Annotated in this window: 19 protein-coding genes; 13 read left to right on the top strand and 6 right to left on the bottom strand. The window is 46.7% G+C overall.

The genetic code is table 11. From position 1 onward, the window contains the following. The first annotated feature begins 127 nt into the window (after window positions 1-127). Genes QVC96_RS08005 through QVC96_RS08025 form a run of 5 tightly spaced genes read left to right on the top strand, consistent with a single transcriptional unit; the run spans window position 128 to window position 5,872 of the window. The gene (locus QVC96_RS08005) at window positions 128-1,315 is read left to right on the top strand and encodes an RNA-guided endonuclease InsQ/TnpB family protein (protein WP_287688839.1); all 1,188 of its coding nucleotides are present in this window, start codon (window positions 128-130) and stop codon (window positions 1,313-1,315) included. A 39-nt stretch (window positions 1,316-1,354) separates the two neighbouring features. Further along, a complete protein-coding gene (locus tag QVC96_RS08010; protein WP_287688840.1) occupies window positions 1,355-2,452 on the top strand; it encodes an MFS transporter in 1,098 nt (365 codons plus the stop codon). Between the two features lie 55 nt (window positions 2,453-2,507). Then, a complete protein-coding gene (locus tag QVC96_RS08015) occupies window positions 2,508-3,014 on the top strand; it encodes a hypothetical protein (protein WP_287688841.1) in 507 nt (168 codons plus the stop codon). Window positions 3,015-3,018: 4 nt separating this feature from the next. Then, the gene (locus QVC96_RS08020) at window positions 3,019-4,356 is read left to right on the top strand and encodes an ATP-binding protein (protein WP_287688842.1); all 1,338 of its coding nucleotides are present in this window, start codon (window positions 3,019-3,021) and stop codon (window positions 4,354-4,356) included. A gap of 31 nt (window positions 4,357-4,387) precedes the next feature. Next, on the top strand, window positions 4,388-5,872 hold the full coding sequence (locus tag QVC96_RS08025; RefSeq protein WP_287688843.1) for a protein kinase domain-containing protein: 1,485 nt from the start codon (window positions 4,388-4,390) through the stop codon (window positions 5,870-5,872). Here the strand turns inward: QVC96_RS08025 and QVC96_RS08030 are convergent. The 3 genes from QVC96_RS08030 to QVC96_RS08040 all read right to left on the bottom strand — a co-directional run bounded on the left by QVC96_RS08030 (window position 5,869) and on the right by QVC96_RS08040 (window position 8,223). After that, a complete protein-coding gene (locus QVC96_RS08030; RefSeq protein ID WP_342765759.1) occupies window positions 5,869-6,243 on the bottom strand; it encodes a PIN domain-containing protein in 375 nt (124 codons plus the stop codon). The genes QVC96_RS08025 and QVC96_RS08030 overlap by 4 nt on opposite strands. 101 nt (window positions 6,244-6,344) lie before the next feature. Beyond that, the gene (locus QVC96_RS08035) at window positions 6,345-6,587 is read right to left on the bottom strand and encodes an AbrB/MazE/SpoVT family DNA-binding domain-containing protein (protein WP_287688844.1); all 243 of its coding nucleotides are present in this window, start codon (window positions 6,585-6,587) and stop codon (window positions 6,345-6,347) included. A 262-nt stretch (window positions 6,588-6,849) separates the two neighbouring features. Then, complete coding sequence (locus QVC96_RS08040; protein WP_287688845.1) at window positions 6,850-8,223, bottom strand: MFS transporter; 1,374 nt, start codon at window positions 8,221-8,223, stop codon at window positions 6,850-6,852. A 328-nt stretch (window positions 8,224-8,551) separates the two neighbouring features. Here QVC96_RS08040 and QVC96_RS08045 point away from each other — a divergent pair, with 328 nt between their 5' ends. The 4 genes from QVC96_RS08045 to QVC96_RS08060 are packed head-to-tail and all read left to right on the top strand — an operon-like array spanning window position 8,552 to window position 11,263. Next, window positions 8,552-9,112 (top strand): hypothetical protein, encoded by a 561-nt coding sequence (locus tag QVC96_RS08045; RefSeq protein WP_287688846.1) that lies wholly within the window; start codon window positions 8,552-8,554, stop codon window positions 9,110-9,112. Between the two features lie 53 nt (window positions 9,113-9,165). Continuing rightward, window positions 9,166-9,561: a PadR family transcriptional regulator gene (locus QVC96_RS08050; protein ID WP_287688847.1), complete on the top strand. Its 396-nt coding sequence runs from the start codon at window positions 9,166-9,168 to the stop codon at window positions 9,559-9,561. Then, window positions 9,558-10,475 (top strand): ABC transporter ATP-binding protein, encoded by a 918-nt coding sequence (locus QVC96_RS08055; protein ID WP_287688848.1) that lies wholly within the window; start codon window positions 9,558-9,560, stop codon window positions 10,473-10,475. The genes QVC96_RS08050 and QVC96_RS08055 overlap by 4 nt, the downstream gene beginning before the upstream one ends. Continuing rightward, complete coding sequence (locus QVC96_RS08060; protein WP_287690456.1) at window positions 10,463-11,263, top strand: ABC transporter permease; 801 nt, start codon at window positions 10,463-10,465, stop codon at window positions 11,261-11,263. The genes QVC96_RS08055 and QVC96_RS08060 overlap by 13 nt, the downstream gene beginning before the upstream one ends. Window positions 11,264-11,376: 113 nt before the next feature. Here QVC96_RS08060 and QVC96_RS08065 read toward each other — a convergent pair whose 3' ends face one another. Continuing rightward, window positions 11,377-11,880, bottom strand: coding sequence for a hypothetical protein (locus QVC96_RS08065; protein WP_287688849.1), 504 nt, complete (start codon window positions 11,878-11,880; stop codon window positions 11,377-11,379). A gap of 194 nt (window positions 11,881-12,074) precedes the next feature. Between QVC96_RS08065 and QVC96_RS08070 the strand changes: the two genes are divergently transcribed. The 4 genes from QVC96_RS08070 to QVC96_RS08085 all read left to right on the top strand — a co-directional run bounded on the left by QVC96_RS08070 (window position 12,075) and on the right by QVC96_RS08085 (window position 13,914). Then, a complete protein-coding gene (locus tag QVC96_RS08070) occupies window positions 12,075-12,260 on the top strand; it encodes a hypothetical protein (protein ID WP_287688850.1) in 186 nt (61 codons plus the stop codon). Between the two features lie 362 nt (window positions 12,261-12,622). Beyond that, window positions 12,623-12,847 (top strand): type II toxin-antitoxin system CcdA family antitoxin, encoded by a 225-nt coding sequence (locus tag QVC96_RS08075; RefSeq protein ID WP_238026885.1) that lies wholly within the window; start codon window positions 12,623-12,625, stop codon window positions 12,845-12,847. Further along, entirely contained in the window at window positions 12,837-13,238 is a 402-nt protein-coding gene (locus QVC96_RS08080; RefSeq protein ID WP_238026886.1) for a type II toxin-antitoxin system VapC family toxin, read from the top strand. The genes QVC96_RS08075 and QVC96_RS08080 overlap by 11 nt, the downstream gene beginning before the upstream one ends. 319 nt (window positions 13,239-13,557) lie before the next feature. Further along, entirely contained in the window at window positions 13,558-13,914 is a 357-nt protein-coding gene (locus QVC96_RS08085; protein ID WP_287688851.1) for a DUF488 domain-containing protein, read from the top strand. A gap of 19 nt (window positions 13,915-13,933) precedes the next feature. Here QVC96_RS08085 and QVC96_RS08090 read toward each other — a convergent pair whose 3' ends face one another. Both QVC96_RS08090 and QVC96_RS08095 read right to left on the bottom strand, forming a co-directional pair. Continuing rightward, window positions 13,934-15,412 (bottom strand): ammonium transporter, encoded by a 1,479-nt coding sequence (locus QVC96_RS08090; protein WP_238026888.1) that lies wholly within the window; start codon window positions 15,410-15,412, stop codon window positions 13,934-13,936. A 353-nt stretch (window positions 15,413-15,765) separates the two neighbouring features. Beyond that, window positions 15,766-17,361 carry an APC family permease gene (locus QVC96_RS08095; protein ID WP_238026889.1) on the bottom strand — a complete coding sequence of 532 codons (1,596 nt, stop codon included), beginning with the start codon at window positions 17,359-17,361 and terminating at the stop codon, window positions 15,766-15,768. Between the last annotated feature and the right edge of the window lie 261 nt (window positions 17,362-17,622).

The raw sequence follows: 17,622 nt of genomic DNA on the forward strand, positions 1-17,622 counted from the left end.
AAGTTAACAAGGACTCAAGGAATGCAACCTTGACTTATAAAGGTTCGGAAAACCTCGCCCTTCAGGGCGGGGATGAACGAACACCGAACAAAACAAATATTAAAGAAATATCACTATCCTTTTCGTAATGTATACCTTAAGGTTTCGCGCGTACGCCTCCCCTGACGTGTTGAGGGAGTTAAAATCCCAGTTGAGGTTGCTGTGCGAGGCGTACAACACCTTAAGGTATACAGATATCGCATTCCATGAAAGGGATGGGAAATGGCTTAACAAGACCGAGTTGAGGCAACTCGCCCTTGACCTGAGGAAGCAGGACCCTGACTACCAACGCGTGTTCTCCCAGGTCTTCCAGAACGTAGCGGACAGGTACTGCGAGGCCAGGGATCGCTTTTTCCAGGGGCTGGCCAGGTTCCCCAGGGAGAAGAAACCTGAAAGGTACAGGTCCCTGGTCTACCCCCAGTCGGGATGGAAGATCCTCTCCACTAGACCAGCTAGATCAGGGAGGAAGAGCTGGATTTACCTTTCCCTCTCGTGTCTTGGCGTGTTCAAGGTCCTGGCCCATCGACCGCTTCCAGACAAGATCAGCAGGGTCGCGGTGAAGGTGACGCCAACAAACAAGTTATTCGTGTCCTTTCTGGTGGAGGGAGACCTTCACGTGGAAAGTGAAAGGACGGGGAAGGTCGCTGCACTGGACCTTGGCATCTCCCACCTCCTGGTCACGTCAGACGGCCACTACGTGGATAACCCCCGCTTTCTGGAGAGGGTCCTATCCAGGTACAGGTCACTCTCCAGGCTTCTCTCCAGAAAGAGGAAGGGATCGAGTAACTGGGAGAAGGCCAGGCTTAGACTAGCGAAACTCCTGGAACGGGTGATCAACACTAAGATCGACTTCTACTACAAGCTGGCCAACACCCTGGTTAGGCGTTACGACGTCCTGGTAATGGAGGACCTCAACGTGGTGAAGATGACCAGGGACGGGTCAAGAACCCTGAACAGGCATCTCCACGACGTTTCCTTTTCTAGACTCTCCTCAACCCTGAAATGGGTCTTCCAGAAACACGGTAAAGAGGTCCTGGAGGTGAACCCCGCATACTCCTCTCAGACCTGCTCCAAGTGCGGTAGAAGACATAACCTCTCCCTCTCAGACCGCGTCATCACCTGCCAGTGTGGCCTAGTTCTTGACCGCGACCTCAACGCCTCCCTCAACCTCCTCAGGAGGGCAGGGTGGGAGCCACCCGTTGAGCCTGTGGAGATGAGACCTCTATGGCAAGCCTCGTCCATGAAGCAGGAAGCTCCGCCCTTCAGGGCGGGGTAGCTCACCAAACTTATTTCCTCGCCATCTCTTTATATCATCATGTTGAAGGCTATCATCTCTCTCCTTTTGATCTTTCTCCTTGCTGCTCTCTCCGTTTACTCGATCAGTTTCGTATTACCTTCCCTCTCCTCCATCTATGGTCAGGGAGTCTATTTCACGGTTCCCTTGAGCTGGATAGGTGGATCCATAGGAGGAGTCGCACTGTCTATTTTGGCAGATAGATGGAGCAGGAAATTTTCCCTTCTAGTTTCCATTGCACTGTTCACGTTCCCTCTTTTACTGAACGTCCTTGTAAGGAACCTGTCACTACTTTACGCCATCTGGTTTCTCATTGGGTTTGGGGTTAACGGAGAAAACGGTATCAGTTATGCATATGCAGCAGAGCTCTCCCCTCCCAGGTACAGGGGATTTGTGGGGAGTATCATGCAAGGGTTATACTTCATGGGAGGCCTCCTGGGTCTGATATGGGCATTCCTTTTCACAAACCTAGACACCTATTTTCTAACATTGGGGCTAGCTTCGTTACTCTCATTTGTACTCTGGTTTCTGATCCCCGAATCCAAGTGGAAGAGCAGATCCAGTACTGGCAGAATTAACGTTCTCAGGATAGTGATTCTGGGTTCCCTGTTTGCCATAGGATCTTTTCTCTTTGTGGTGCCTCTGGTCTCCCTCTCTTTCACCCTACTGTCTTCCCTCAAGCTTAACGCCTTCCTGGTGCTCTCCATCGCGTTGCTGGTTGGCATGATAGCCTTTACTCTGGCTGGCAGAATCTCTGACAGGATAGGAAGGAAGAGGACCACTTTTCTCTTCATAGGGATATCAATTCTTTTCTCCCTGGCAATATTGCTCACCCTCAATTCTACTCTACTGAGTATATCCCTCATCATGCTCATGGTAGGATCCTCCTTCTTTGCCTACTTTGGAATCTGGATGAGCGAAATCTTCCCTCCCGAAATTAGGGCCACAGGAACCAACGTGGTGTTTTTCCTTGGTAGGCTCGTGGGAGGAGGATTCGGGGTCAGTCTAGTTCTATTGATGCCCTTTGGACTGAAGGATGACTTGGGAATATCGTTATTGGTCTCGTCAATTCTGGTGCTGGGTTCGGTTCTGGGATTACCTGAGACCGTCAAGAAATAGTGGTCATAATCCCTCAGGGAGTAATACCACGTACCCCGGTATTTAAGATAATTCCATGAAGCTATCTATCATGCTTCAGGACAGTGACGTGCTCAAGGAGATTCAGAGGCTTTACGACGGCAAACCGGTTACATTATCTAAGTTGAAGAAGAAATTTCAGGAGGATCAACTTCATGAGGTCCTCAAGAGGCTTGAAGATCAGGGAAGGATTAGATCGGTCCAGATAAAGGGAGGTAAGGGATATGAGCCTTCTCTGGACAAACTGGACCAGGTACTCCTGGAGATCTCCAGCCTGAGGGATGAGGTCAGGAAACTTCACGAGTCCCTCTCTCAGAGAAGTAAGGCAAGGGTGGATTCCTTTGACGAGATCTATGAAAGGGTGAGGGACAACCTGGGTTACGCCCATCTGCAGGCAATTCGCGTGGAAATGGGCCTTGGAAAGGAAGAGTTTTACTCCGCACTCCGCGATCACATAGAGGACCATTATGATCTGATTGCAGGTGGAGAGGAGGGGTACGTGAGAAAGGGTTCCATTTACGGAATTGTGAAGAGGAAGAGGTAAGAACATGATTTGCAATGTACCAAAGGTCACTGTAACCACTTGGAACGCAAGGAACGTAGTCCTAGCCGGTCCCACCTACAGGAGATACCTAGAGAAGACCCTGCTCGCCCTTAAGAACAACGACGTGGCCACAGTTATAGGGCAACCTGGAATGGGGAAGACCACCATCCTCAGAAAGACCCAGGAGGAAGCACAGGGCTTCACCTTCTTCCTCGATCTGGCAAGTAAGGCGGAGATTGAGGATGAGTTCTGGGGAAAGGTTGACCAATTCAGGGTCAGGGAACTGGTCCTACCCGCTCTCAGGAGCAAGGGTAGTAAACTGGGTTACGGTTTCCTCAAGAGATTGATGGGCGTAAAATTTGAGGACTGGTTACTCAAGGTCTGCAACAAGTACGACGATCTTCACCTCAGGTTGTTCTGCCTAAACTACACGAAGGATTTCGACGGGATGCTGAGATTCCTCATGGACCTCAAGACCCTCACTGAGGTGAATCTTCTCGTGGATGAGGTTAGGGATTCCCACATTCCCAAGATTCACAGGCTTATAAACGCTGGCCTTGGCATTCCCGTGATAATGGCCATTCCCACGGACTCGTACAGCAGGGTCACAGACCTGGCTGTGAGGAGAAGGCTGGACGAAAGCAGGGTCTCCCTTGATACCGTCTTAACTCAGGATGATATAAAGGAGATAATAGATGCTTATTGTCACCCCCTCGCAGAGGATCTTTTCCCCATCATCTATTCCCTGTGGAGTGGAGGAGAGCTAAACACGGTTAGCTCCATGTTACAGTACATGAAGTCGCAGGTAGAAAACTTTGAGAGGGAGTGCGGGGAGAACCTGGAGTGCCTCAAGGAGAGGTTGAGGAGTTCCCATTCCCTGAAGAACCCTGAAGAGGACTCCAGGGAGATGGAGAAGTTACTGAGGGAGATCCTATCCGCGGAAGGCAAAGAGATGGGTATCACTTACGTTCATCCCAGGGGGAAGAGGATTGAGGCCAACGGAAAGTTCATGGTGGTGGGGATATTTTTCATAAAGGATGGGCAGGCAGTGCTGGGTCAGGTTAAGCTCATGAACGATGACAGGGAAAGCGATGATGAGGTTAATCTACTCTCTGAGGTGAGGACAGTGGAGCACGAGAAAAAGGAGTATACGGTGGGAAGTAAGTTCGTGTTAACCAACTCAGGGAGATTAAGGGTATCTGACTCCATAACCAAGATAGAGATCTCCACCTTTGAGGCCGTACGTATATTGAGGGGCGACATGGAAATACTCAGGGAGGTTCTTAGGCCCCTTCACGATCTTAACGAAGTGAAGGATACGACGGTGGAGAGCACGGCATAAGGCTAAATTTAACTTGGTCCAACTTTATCACGTGCTGATATCAAGGATCGGCTGGACCCCAAGGAAAGTTGGGAACCTTTATGACGTCACCATTCACATCTCGTTTTCAGAGAGGTTTCTATTCGCGGAGGTGCCAGTCGACGTAGATCGGTTCATGGTTACATGGGATGGAAAGCTGGTCTCATGTCTACCCACAGGTTCCCGTGGAAATTATATCTGCAAGTTAAGCTCGCCTAAGGGCATCCATAAACTGGTTGTGACGGCGAGCTATAGGGGGATACCAGTCGTAAAGACCGAGGAAGTCCCTCTTGTGGACTTTGACGTTTCTCTAGTTCAGGAGAAAAATTATCTCCTGATTCAGGTTTTAGGTTATTCTAAGGAACCAGATACGATCAATGTGAAGTTGGATGGTAACCCCCTTGTACCATCGCACATAGGTCCAGGAGAGTATAGGGTTGATCTAACTCGTGGGGGAGTGGCGGAAGTTGAGGTATGCATCTCAGGGATCTGCAAGAGATCAGTTATGAATGTGGATTTGACCCTATCCCTAGACCGCTGGGATCCAGAAGTGTGGGTTGGAAGGGATCTCTACGGGTACAGGGTGGAGGGTGTTCTGGGTGAGGGAGGATTCAGTTATGTCCTGAAGGCCTCCTCCCCTGGAGGTATTGTTGCGTTAAAGGTGCCAAAGCTGGTGCAGTCCCCTTCCGGTGGTCTCACCAGAAATGTAATCAGCGTTTTGGATAACCTGTTCAAGGAGCAGAGCGCCCTCCTTGACCTCAGCGACTCACCTTACCTTGTTAAGCTTGTGGGAGTCCACTTGGATAGGGATACCTTGAGAAAAGCTCTGATTGAGCCCAGGTACTACCTGGAATACCCTCCCATGATAGTCATGGAGTACATGGCAGGTGGATCAGTGGGTAAACTGGTTAGGGACGACGCGCTATTTTACTCGGACTCCTGGAAGAGGGTTGTGTTCCTCATAATTTCTAGGATCTCCAGCGGTTTGATCAAGATCCACGAAAAGGGTTATGTTCACTGCGACGTGAAACCGACGAACGTTCTTCTGGATAGGGAACCGCCTCCCACCGCGGGTGAAATCTACGAGAGGATGAGGAGAAGGGAGGTTAACCCCAAGCTGGCCGACCTAGGTTCTGCGGTGAAAGCTGGAGGGATTCCTCCCGGTATCACCCTGGAGTACTCCTCTCTGGAGCAGTTAGCCTCCATCAGGCAGGGAGGGATTGATCCAAGGGACGACGTATATTCCCTGGGAGCTATGGCATATTTCCTGTTAACCAGGAGGTACCTAAATGATCCCATGATCCCCTCCATGGAGAGAATGCTTCAGGGAGAGAAGATAGATAGGTCAATATACAGGCTAAGGGACTATGCTCCTCTTGAAACTGTTGGGCTGGACTCCGCGGTGGTGAGATTCCTCAAGGATATGACGGCCGAACAGAGGAGTAGCAGACCAACCTCACTGGCGGTTTTTAATTTCTTTACGTCTATTTTGAACTAGCTGGGAAGATTATGTATTATCACGTTTTTGTCATCTAGCTTCTCCAGTTCTAAGTCAAGAGTCAGGAACTTCATACCAAGAGATAGGGCAGTGTAATAGAGTACAAGGTCAATTGCGTCGTTATGCCTATCACGGCTTTTCCACGCTTTATGGAAAGCACTTAAGGGTGTTCTTGCCCTTCTAAAAGACCTGAGGCTAATGAGCCCCTCCCTAACCCTCCTAGGGTTGACCTTCATTCCTGTCCTGCTAAGCTTCTTGAGTACCCATAGGGATTCCAGGAGTGAGAGCTCAGAGTAGAAAATCTCGGGGGAAGATATCCTTTCCAGCAACTTCCTAGTTCTCCTAACTTCAACCCCCAGGATGGGCAGGATAAAGCTGGGGCTACATCATGTTGTTGTGCATTTAAGGAGTCTTTAACCTGGAACTACATAACAAACTGAGCAGGCTCTAAAGCTGACGTCCAGCAGTATTCTCATTTCCTTTCAACTCTGGACTGTTCCTCAGAGCTGATCCTTTCCACATCTTCATGGGTAATGGTGGCAAATTTCTCGCCGTGAAGGGCTAGCCATACGGGGTCCCTGATGGGTTTGAGAACTATTTGATCCCCCTTAACCCTGAGAATGAACTTCGATCCCTCCTTTAACTCCAGTTCCTCAACTATTCCCTTCGGAATCCTGATCGTACACTTTTTCCCCAATCTAACTTCAGTCTTCATGATTAATTATTAGTCAGACTCATTTAAAGTTCTTATCAGGATTGGCTCGTGACCAATTCAAAAGCCAACTCAAGAAGAATTTACCGGTCCTTTATCACCCTTTCCTTGTGTGTAGGGTTATTGTAATTAAGGGCCTGTAGGGTTCTACGAATACCAAATCGAAAGAGAACTGGACACGTCACTTGACAGAGACTTCACACGCTACCCTTTCCTTAATGAGAAGCCGGCATTGAGGGAAAAAAGGTGAAGTTTCAGGGAGTCCTCACGAACTTATCACTACTTCGTTTGACGACTCCTCTAAGGGCTTTCCCTTGGTTTCGGGTATTGCTACTAACGTAATCACTGCAGCTACTGCCGCTATGGTAGCTAGAAAGTACACAGCGAACGACTCTCCGTAGTGCTGGAAAAGCGAGGGGAACACAAATGAGGTCAATGTTGCCCCTATTCTTCCTCCCGCCACCGTGAGAGACTGAACCAGCCCTCTCACCTTGGTTGGGGCCAGCTCCACACCAAGTATACCTGACGCAGAAACGGATCCGGGTCCTGCTTGAGATCCCAGGTTCTGCAGTCCATACAGGAAGAAGGCTAACACAGGGGAGAACGTTGCTCCAGCATAACTCTTGTAGAAGGCAAAGGACACCAGCGATATGGCCATCACCACGAATCCTATAACCTGCAAAGGTTTCCTCCCAACCCTATCAATTAGGGAGAGCGCTATAATTCCCCCTGGTACGGTGAATCCTCCCTCAATCAAAAGCTGAAACACTCCCGAGTTTATTCCCAGACTGTTCGCAATTATGCTAGGACCGAACAGTATTCCCGAATAGGCAACAATGTCAAACAGGAACCATAGGATAATGGCCGAGATGAAAAGACCCAGATTTCTCTTGATGTACTGAGTGAAGCTGGTCTCATCCTTTATCTTAGAACTCAGGTTAACTTCAGTTCCCGTAACTTCCCTTATAACGTCCTTAACCCCCTCTACATCTCCCTTTATTCTACCCAGGAACCTGGCTGTTTCCGGAATTTTCCTTCTCAGGTAGATTACTGACGCGGAGGGTATGGCTCCAGCGACCAGCACGATTCTCCAGATAAGGGATGGTGGAACTCCAGCTGCCTGAAGAGCGAGATACAGGATCGCAGCCGTTGTAGCTCCGAATCCCCAGAACAGACCGAATCCCAGGGCAATTATCTTACCCCTATCCTTCGCGTTGGCATGTTCAGCCATGATCATGGGTGATAAAACGTAATCGGCACCTACGCCCAAGCCCAGGAGAAACCTTACAATAATGAGCTGTGTTGGATCGGTCACGAAGGCCTGCAGGAGGGCACCCAAGGTCATGAGGCCCACATCTATTCCGTAAAACTTCTTCCTACCCTGGTTAGAAAGGATGCCAAATATTATGGCTCCCACGGCAGCACCGGCAAGAGCCGATCCCGAGATCCCAGCGGTGATGGATACGTAGTCAGGACTCTTGGATGTTACCCCGAACTCTGATAAAACTAGCAGGAGAACAATACCTATTGAGGATAGGTCGTACCCATCAGTGAAAACTCCCATCCCGGTGGTTATTAGCGACTTGAAGTGAAAAAAGGAAAGTTTCTTTTCGTCTAGAGGCTTGAATAAATCTTTCATGATAGCGCTTGGACTCTATACTATTTTTAGAATTATGTATATAATCAATATATAACTTCATATTCCTCATAGTTCTATATAGTCTATTTAGTTTTGAATGTCCGTAAAATCCACCCGATGACGAACGTGGTTCTCGGTACATCGACCATTGGTTAATAGATTGAACTATGTGGAAATATCAAATTTGAACTTGCCTCAGGTAAGGTGCAGTCATAAGTGGAAAATAATTGGCACTGCAACTCCGACCTTGGGGTGAAGAACAATGATCTTACAGAGCACCACGATGCAATTGGATCAGTTTTTTATTCTTCACCATGAATCTCGGCCCATGAATCTTGGGCTCATAATCTCAATCATCTTCATCGTCATAGATATTCTGATATCCCTGTGGAACAGCTACAACGCTGGACAGACCTATAGGGCCAGGAGAACCCTTGGTGCAATTTTCTACTTCTTTGGAGGTTTCCTCCCAATGGGTTACATGGTCCTCCTTGCCCTGACCCTGATCCTGGGCTATCTAGGTTATCTATCCTTCTCCACCTTCACCTTCCTCTTCTCTTTCAGCTTCCTCTTTTTTGGCCTCACGTTCATAATCTGGGGAATCATTGCCACCGTAACCTCAGCCATGGCCTTCTCAAGAACCCATAGCTGGACCTCTGGTTTCATCACCATTTACGACGCTGTGGCCACTGTTTTCGACGCGTGGGAGTACATCTCTGGATTCTTCTCAGCTTGGAAGAGCGTAAGGAGATCCATTGATAGCAGTGACTTTTCAATCGTGGACGTTATTGCCATTGCCGCACTGGCCCTAGCTATCGGTTTCCTGATCACTTACGTAGCCTTCAAGGAGGGCATGAAGAACTCGCGTATTGTCAGGACATGGTATTGAGGCCTGAGGAGTCTAAATAAGGGTTAATATTTTCGATATCAATATTGATATCTATGACTGGCCAGTGGCACAGAAGGAGAGGTCTTTCTAACCTGATTCTCACTCTCCTGGAGTCCCGGGGCGAGATGACAGGAGCCCAGATAATGAGGGAAATAGAGAGGGTGACCCAGGGTATCTGGAGGCCGTCTCCTGGCGCGGTTTATCCCGCCCTCGATAAGATGGAGAGCGAGGGTCTCATAGCCGTTACCAGGAACGAGAAATCGCAGAGGTATTATGCAATTACGGAGAGGGGCAGGAGATTGCTCTCTCCCCAGGGCAGTCTGGAGGTTGCCCTGGGTGATCTGGAATACAACGTGAGATATCTCCTAGATAACAGGGATCTGTTGACCCCCGATCTTAAGGAGAGGCTAGTTAAGATACTCGAGGAGATGGAGGCGATTCTGAAGTGATTGAAGTGGATAAAATCTCCAAGACATTTCGCGTTAAGGGCAAGGAAATTCGTGCCCTGGACAAGATATCCTTTCAGTTGGGGAAGGGAGAAATCTGTGGGCTTGTGGGACACAATGGGGCAGGAAAAACCACGTTAATCAAGATACTTTCCACGCTAATAGTTCCGGATGCTGGAGAGGCGAGGGTGGAGAATCATGACGTGGTCAAGGAGGCCAACTTTGTCAGAAAACTGCTCGGAGTGATGACGGTGAGCGAGAGGGCCTTCTATTACAGGCTTACGGGAATGGAGAATCTCATGTTCTTCGCCTCCATTAGGGGTCTCTCACTAAGCGAGGCCAGATCCAGGGCCAAGGAGCTCCTTGAAATGGTTGGTCTCTTGGAGTGGAAGGATATTCCCTACATGAAGTATAGCACGGGGATGGCCAGAAAGCTTGCCCTCGCCAGGGCACTGATCACCGACCCTCCCGTGATCCTGATGGATGAACCCACCCTGGGAATGGATCCTATCTCGTCCAGGGAGTTTCGCAGGCTTGTGGAATCCCTGGGCAGGAACAGGACAGTGTTGATGACCTCGCATAATATGGTTGAAGTCGAGGATCTGGCCGACAGGGTGGTGATACTGAACAGGGGGAAATTGATAGCCAGCGGTTCACCACGGGAGCTGAAGGAGAGAGTGGGGACAATGAAGCTTGTCAGAACAAAGATGCCGGACTCTAGGTTAAGGAAGTATATTGTGGGCCTCTCAGATCAATATTTCATCCTGAGAGTTCCTGAGAACATGAATGTTGAGGGAGATGAGGTGAGCAGGGAACCTGCGACTCTTGAGGACGTTTTCGTTTCGCTCACCGACGAGGTCGATTCCACGACCAACAGATCCAGAGGGGGTGGAGGGTGGAGAAGATGGGCGTCCTGAGCAAGTTATACGCGTATATTTACCTGAGGGGCTTCAGGATCTGGAGCAGTTACAAGACGCAGATGGTGCTCAACGTCCTTTCGTGGATACTTCCCGTTTTCACTTACTACTTCGTTGGCACCTCTCTGGGTGGGGAGCTTGAGAGTTTCGGGATATCCAGTTATACAGCGTTTGTGGTGATAGGTCTCGCGTTTCAGGGATACGTTTCCTCCACCATAACCACCATAAGCCAGAGGCTCAGGAACGAACAGTTGTACGGGACAATAGAGTATTATGTACTGTCAGAGGGTGGGGTTCTCTCCTTCCTGATCTACTCGGCACTGTGGGGTTTCACCATCAACTCCGTGAATGCGGGAGTCATCCTGGGTATCGGGGAGTTACTTCACGTTGACTTCCACGTGAACGTCCTTTCTACCTTGATTGTGTTTGCGCTACTCCTCTCTTCAGCCCTTGGGCTTTCCATGATATCCGCTGGTTTCACAATGCTTGTGAAACAGGGGAACCCCATCTCCTTCTTCTTCTCCACGTTTACAACCCTGATGTCAGGGACGGTATTTCCAGTCACCGTGTTGCCCAGCTGGATAAAGGACATAAGCCTGGCAATTCCCCTGACCTGGGCGCTTGAGGGCCTCAGATTCACCATGCTGGAGGGTTATGGAATAGGAGGAGTGCTGGGTATTGTGGAGGTACTTCTGTTGTTCAACGCTGTTCTTTTACCTCTTGGAGGCTGGTTCTATCTCTACTCCTTCAACAGGTCTAGAAGGAAGGGAACTCTCAGTGAGTATTAGCCAGATTAAAATGCCGGTAATCAGAATTTTCTTTCCTCTTGATGTAAAATAAAGAGTACTAGTCAGCCGAATTTAAGGACCTTTTGATATCATCCGAGGGCATTAAGATACCACTATTGGTAATTCAATAAATCTGCGTAATGATATACTACCGGAATTCCATCCATATTTCTGAACTCGCAAAGGTCTTTGGATAACCTCTCATTCACATCTCCCAATAAATACCCTACCAATCCTCCAAATACAGCCAAGAGCAGAACCACCTCGGGTTTCTTTGATGTTGATCCAATAGTCCCTCCAACTACACCATCCGCAACTGCACCGTCGGGTTCATATATCACAGTCTCATATAACCTTATCACTTGCCAGGCTAACGACAGATCCCTGATCAGTTTAAAGATAAAGGGAAGAAAATCTTCGCATCTCTTTGCGTCCATCCCTTTTATAGGACTATCACGATTTAGTCTTAGTGATATAATAACGACGTTATCTTTGTCTATCAGTACAGGGTGTAGATCTAGATTGAAGACCTCCCTCGCAGATTTTTCAATTATGTCCTGAGTTACTACCAGGGGCTTGTTTACTTCAATATCTACTCTGAGATGCTTAATTGGCATATAATAAAAATAATTAGCCGTCTTTAATAATTTTGTGTCTCTTCATCCCGAGCGTTAAAATACTTTGTATATTTTCCAGAGCTCAATTTTTACCTAAATTAGAGAATGAAAATTAATCAAAACTGATCATTCTGGTGTATTAATGTTATGAAGATACGCCAAATTCTGCTAAGCCCAAGATTAACCTTACGCTCATGCACCTGAGCCCGAACTCAGCCCTTCTGCTCTTCATCACGATCGAGAAACCTTCAAGAACCTACAACTCGTATACTTCCTCTTCAGCTTCTTACCCCTCACCCCAGGCTTACCTCCCTCATCGCGAGATTCTCTATCTCCTCAACATGTTCGTGGGCCAGTTCTTGGAAACACGGGGAACATAACATGTAACCAGGAGAAGTTGTTACGGGTCCATCGTTGTTTGCTCATGATGGCATCATGTTCCCCTAAAGTATTACCAAAATGATAGATCAATTTTAATTGTCTCTCATAGATTAACTAATTATAATTTACAATGAAAACCTGAATGGCCCTGTAAGCTTGATAGAACCATTTTTTGCTTCTTAATCAAATAAGCCGAATTTTATGGGATGGACACTCTCTCAACGTTTTTAGACTGACTCTGCAAGGACAAGAAAGTAAGCAGTAATGACAAAAGATTACCGCAATGCGGTCAACTGCTCCAATGATAAGCAGTGTTCAGGTATACGTAATTTTTATATACGCAAACAACGTATATAGAACTATGTCTGACGTAATTTCTGTTAGAGTCAAAAGACAGTTAAAGGAGAAAGCCGAGGAATTAGGAATAGATATAAGACAGGTAGTGGAAAAAGCCCTGGGAGAGGAAATAAAGAAAAGAGAAGAAGAGGAAATAAGGAAATCAGCAGAAATAATAGTGGAAAACATGAAGGAAGTTAAAATACAAGAGTGGATAAAACTCGTGAGAGAAACGAGAGATGAAAGATAAATATCTCTTCGATACTTCAGCGTTATATCCGTTCATCATGGAATTACTAAAGGGAAAAATAAGTTTTGACTTCCTTTCTAACATTTACATACTGGATTTAACAGTTTATGAAATCGGTAACGTCTTATGGAAAGATAGTAAAATTAGCAATAAAATAAAAGACCCTGTAGAAACAATGGAAAATTTCCTAAATATAATAAAAAAATTCAATTTGATAAGCAAGATTGACTACGTTAAGGTATTAAAAATAGCAATTGAGAGGGACTTAACATTTTACGACAGTGCATACGTTTATGTAGCTGAAGAAAACAATCTCACTCTGATCACCTACGATGAGGAATTACTAGGAAAAACAAAAAACGCAAAGAAACTGGACGAAATCATAGGTTAGGCTTAATTCCGAGTCATTCAGGCTTCCATTAAGAATTGGAATTAGTTAATCTATATAATATGATCAAAATGGAGTCATCATTTTCAGTAATGCTTTAAGGAAAACAAGATGTCATACCAGGGGTTAACTCGCAATACGAAATATACAACAAACCTTATGACCACAATGGTAGTGTTCTGTGTAAGCCCCAGTGATGTTATGAAGATATGTTGAACTCTGCGAGGCTTAATTATATCTTCCTCCTATGAAACTAAACAATCATCTCGATTTTGGTATCCATGACTAATCTTTTTTAGCGTCTTAGGCATCACCATCTATCATGATAAAGATAAAAAGAGTTTACGATGAGGTGGAGAAGGACGACGGAATAAGGATCTTGGTGGACAGGTTGTGGCCCAGGGGCCTCAAGAAGGATTCTGTGAAGATTGATAAATGGTTTAAGGACGTTGCTCCCTCGGACAGCCTTAGAAAATGGTTCGATCACGAGCCGGATAAGTGGGAGGAGTTCAGGAGGAGATACCTTGAGGAGTTGAGAGGGAATCCCGCCACAAAAGAGCTAGTGGAAATTGCAAGAGATCACGACGTCACTCTCCTTTTCTCCGCCAGGGATAGGGAAAGAAACAATGCCGTTGTTCTCAGGGAGTTTCTGGAACAGGAGATAAAACAAAAGGAATGAAACTGTCCATAAAAAATGGTTAGTCTTTCTTTTCCTCCTTGTTCTCCTTGACTTCCTCCTTTATCTCCTCTCCCTTTCCCTCAACCACTGCCTCTGCATAGGCCCTCTCTCCGTGCATAGCGTAGTCTCCAACGTTGAGTTGTTCTGGAGGCGCCCTCAACGGTATGAAGAGCCCTATGGCCTTGAGCAGTCCGTATGTGACCGCGAAGTCATATACGAATACCACCAGTGCACCCAGTGCCTGTATCCCCACCTGTGCCACGTTTCCGTACAGTGCTCCAACGAGGGCCGGGTCAACGTATTTGGTCACGTTGGGATCAGCGAACACACCTGTAAGTATTCCGCCCACTATTCCAGCTATGCCGTGAGTGGAGAACACACCTAGACTGTCATCAACCCTCAGCTTGGGTTCCAGTTTGTACAGGGCAAGCCAGGGCAGAGAGCCGGAGGCTATACCTATTAACATGGAGTAAACTCCGTTCACGTAGCCTGCCGCTGGCGTTATGGCCACCAACCCAGTTATTGCGCCCGAGGTTGCACCTATGAGGGATGGCTTACCAAAGAACTTCATGTCCATGAGCATCCAGGTTATGGCGCTTACAGCCGTGGCGATGTTGGTGTTGAGGACAGCAATTGCTGCGTCTATGGTGGATCCTCCAGGGTCACCGCCGTTGAATCCGTCCCATCCTAACCAGATCAATCCTGCACCAGCCAGTATGAGGGGTAAGCTGTGCGCCTCCAGCTTCCTCTCCGATGCCATCCTGGGACCTACGGCCAGCGCTGCCGCTAGGGCACCTACACCAGCGTCCACGTGGATTACGTATCCGCCAGAGAAGTCCACAGCACCCAGCTGGTTCAGCCAGCCTCCTGCGAAAAGCCAGTACGCAACCGGGCTGTAAACTAGGAGGGACCATAGGGGCACGAACACCATCCATGCCTTGAAGTTCATCCTCTCTAGAACTCCTCCTGCCAGAAGTACAGGAGTGATTGCAGCAAACACGAACTGGAAGAAGATGTACGTGGAGGTGGGGATATCCAGCGGAGTGTTTCCGGGACCGTAAATGGTCTGAGATCCCTCATAAAGCCCGGCAGTTGCGGGCGTTGGAGATCCTAAAATTCCGAAACCGTTAATCTCAAGGAGGGGCTTACCAAATCCGAAGTTGTAACCCGCTATCATCCACACCACTAGGACCGCAGCGAAGGCGTAGAAGACCATCATCGCGCTGTTTATGGAGTACTTCTTCTTGGATAAACCAGCATAATAAAGCGCAACACCTGGGACGCTTTGAAGTCCAACGAACGTGGCCGCAGTGAGCATCCACGCGTTGCTTCCTGTATCTAACCAGGAGGGAACTGCCACCGCAGGGTAATCTGCTGTATGGTTAGCCAAAGCTGCTACTGTTGAGTTCAACTGTTGTAAAGTGGAGTTTGTGGCTCCCAAAACACTTAAACTTAACAGGAGAGGAATTACGAGTATTCCGATCAGGATTTTTCTCATTTTTTTCTCGAGAGGGATCTTGATAAATAGCTAAAAAATATACTGACTATTCCTGATGAAAGCATTTTAAAAGTAAGATTAAGTTTTCGAAAACTTTCCATCTTTTCTTTAAGTCTGGGGACGTAATAACTAAATAGATATCAGGTTATTTCCTGACCTGAGTTAGTATAGTTTAAATATTATCTATTTTATAATGGTATTTCTCAATTTCTGTTATATCGTTGGTTTCCATTGCTTTAAGTTATATAACAGCTAAGAAAATAGGGTTTGAGCCAATGTCAATTCATGGCAGGAATTATGGTAATGTCGCGAGGCTACGGAAAAGTTAATAGAGGTTATTAAAAAATTCTTCATTATTCCGGTGGGATTTCTTGGAACGAGTATTTGATATCAATACCCTCTTTTCTCAATCTGTACCACCTCATTACGAAATAAATGATAATCCCAGCAATGAAAGGAGATGCGACTATTGACCAAGTAAGTGGATTCATGGTTATTCCTAGGTAAATAGTAGAATTTCCAAACCAATAGAAACCGTATATGCTCATTACCACCAGGTCGGCAATGGATATCCCTAGTATCACAGTCCTGTTCCCCTTGAGTTCCAGCCCGTTTCTCCTAATCAACGCCACAATGGACGCTAGGATAACCACAATGAAACCGAACAGCAAGGCCATGGCGTCCGCCGTGTCCATACCATAAAAGAAGGCGGAACTGAGAGGCGTTACAGTAATTACGGTGAGGCTGCCTATGGTTATCGCCTCATCGATCAGGTGCGCGACTACAGGGGAGTGATATCTCTCGCTAACATATGAGACAACTGTTGGCAGAGCTTTGTCGAAGGCTACAGCCATGAAATATCTGGACACGAAGAGCGCAACAGCGAACATTATGGCAAGGTACCAGAAGTAGGACCCTATTACAAGTAAGAGATCCAGCGGTAAGTTTCTGAAACTCACAACTACATCAAATATGGGATTTAATAAGTTGGAATAATTTGTCCCCAAGACTCCTGCCCCTATAAAGAAGCTAGAGGTGAGGGTGCTAACGGAAGACGAAATGAAGAAAGTTATCAATAAACCTGCCACTACAAGTGCAGCGAGTACCCCTATTCTGAACGCCTTACTTCCCCCTCTGACCTCCCCAGCCACAGAAGTGGCTCCGTTGACAAAAGGAAGGAAGCTCGCTGTAAATACCATTAAACCAATTGTGGCTAAGACGGGATTGCTAAAGAGAGGTGTTGCAGAAGAGCTTGCTTTTACTATGGAGCTATAGTCATACCCAGCTGAGGTTATGGACGTGGGGGTAACGTAATGCATCAATATACCTGTTAAAACGAACGTTATGAGAGCAATAATTGTTATTCCTCCCATTATTTGATTTGTGTATTTGGGTAGGAAGATATTTATTGCAATTACGCCTGTGAACGTAACTGCTCCGATCGCGAGAATCATGAAGGGATCTCCTAGGGTTGTGGCTATTGAGGTGAAGGAACCTCCAAAATTTGTTCCTAGTGCGGAAAATCCAGTCTGTAGTTGACCAACACCATCATAAACTATGGCAGCGTCGAATATCATCTGAGATATGCCGAAGACTAAACCCGTTCCTACCCCAATTGCCGGATGCAATACTCTGCTCGCGAACACGTAATCTGCAGCTGTTCTCTGAAACTTTTCACTTATCTTAGTCCATAAATAACCGTGAGGGAGCAGAACTATCCAACTCAGTAGTGCACCGATTACCACAAGTCCGTTGGGGGAAACAGATAGGCCTGATAGGTAGGAAATTGGGAGAACGTAGAAGGCTATGAAGCCCATACTGATGAACATGGCGGTTAGCCAGTTTATCTCTCTGACTAACCCCGAGGATTCCCTGGCAAAAAGGGAACCCTTTGATATCTTTTGATCTTCTTTTCCACTCGCCATGAACTCAAATCTTGGTATCTGCATTATAAGGTCTTCTTAATTCATCATAAAAATTTTTTAGAAGTATAAATGAAAATATTAAAAATACTTAGTAGAGGTCTAATCAACGATAAATTGAATTAAAAAACTTTTAGTTATCCCGCTAGAATCTCCAGTCTTTGACCTCTAAAATGGAATCGTTTTCTGACTTTTTAATCATGAATGATCCAAGTAATTTCATTTGATAGTTAATAGTTATAGCTCTTCTTTTATCAAATTATTTTTAAGGATCATTTTCTAGTTCCA

Source organism: Metallosphaera javensis (ex Sakai et al. 2022) (assembly GCA_021654415.1).
Taxonomy (GTDB): Archaea; Thermoproteota; Thermoprotei_A; order Sulfolobales; family Sulfolobaceae; genus Metallosphaera; species Metallosphaera javensis.

Bases quoted from the DNA above. Each gene is read 5' to 3' on its own strand.
- QVC96_RS08005 (WP_287688839.1), top strand. From the start codon at position 128: ATGTATACCTTAAGGTTTCGCGCGTACGCCTCCCCTGACGTGTTGAGG.
- QVC96_RS08010 (WP_287688840.1), top strand. From the start codon at position 1,355: ATGTTGAAGGCTATCATCTCTCTCCTTTTGATCTTTCTCCTTGCTGCT.
- QVC96_RS08015 (WP_287688841.1), top strand. From the start codon at position 2,508: ATGAAGCTATCTATCATGCTTCAGGACAGTGACGTGCTCAAGGAGATT.
- QVC96_RS08020 (WP_287688842.1), top strand. From the start codon at position 3,019: ATGATTTGCAATGTACCAAAGGTCACTGTAACCACTTGGAACGCAAGG.
- QVC96_RS08035 (WP_287688844.1), bottom strand. From the start codon at position 6,587: ATGAAGACTGAAGTTAGATTGGGGAAAAAGTGTACGATCAGGATTCCG.
- QVC96_RS08040 (WP_287688845.1), bottom strand. From the start codon at position 8,223: ATGAAAGATTTATTCAAGCCTCTAGACGAAAAGAAACTTTCCTTTTTT.
- QVC96_RS08045 (WP_287688846.1), top strand. From the start codon at position 8,552: ATGAATCTTGGGCTCATAATCTCAATCATCTTCATCGTCATAGATATT.
- QVC96_RS08050 (WP_287688847.1), top strand. From the start codon at position 9,166: ATGACTGGCCAGTGGCACAGAAGGAGAGGTCTTTCTAACCTGATTCTC.
- QVC96_RS08060 (WP_287690456.1), top strand. From the start codon at position 10,463: ATGGGCGTCCTGAGCAAGTTATACGCGTATATTTACCTGAGGGGCTTC.
- QVC96_RS08065 (WP_287688849.1), bottom strand. From the start codon at position 11,880: ATGCCAATTAAGCATCTCAGAGTAGATATTGAAGTAAACAAGCCCCTG.
- QVC96_RS08070 (WP_287688850.1), top strand. From the start codon at position 12,075: ATGCACCTGAGCCCGAACTCAGCCCTTCTGCTCTTCATCACGATCGAG.
- QVC96_RS08075 (WP_238026885.1), top strand. From the start codon at position 12,623: ATGTCTGACGTAATTTCTGTTAGAGTCAAAAGACAGTTAAAGGAGAAA.
- QVC96_RS08080 (WP_238026886.1), top strand. From the start codon at position 12,837: ATGAAAGATAAATATCTCTTCGATACTTCAGCGTTATATCCGTTCATC.
- QVC96_RS08085 (WP_287688851.1), top strand. From the start codon at position 13,558: ATGATAAAGATAAAAAGAGTTTACGATGAGGTGGAGAAGGACGACGGA.
- QVC96_RS08090 (WP_238026888.1), bottom strand. From the start codon at position 15,412: ATGAGAAAAATCCTGATCGGAATACTCGTAATTCCTCTCCTGTTAAGT.
- QVC96_RS08095 (WP_238026889.1), bottom strand. From the start codon at position 17,361: ATGCAGATACCAAGATTTGAGTTCATGGCGAGTGGAAAAGAAGATCAA.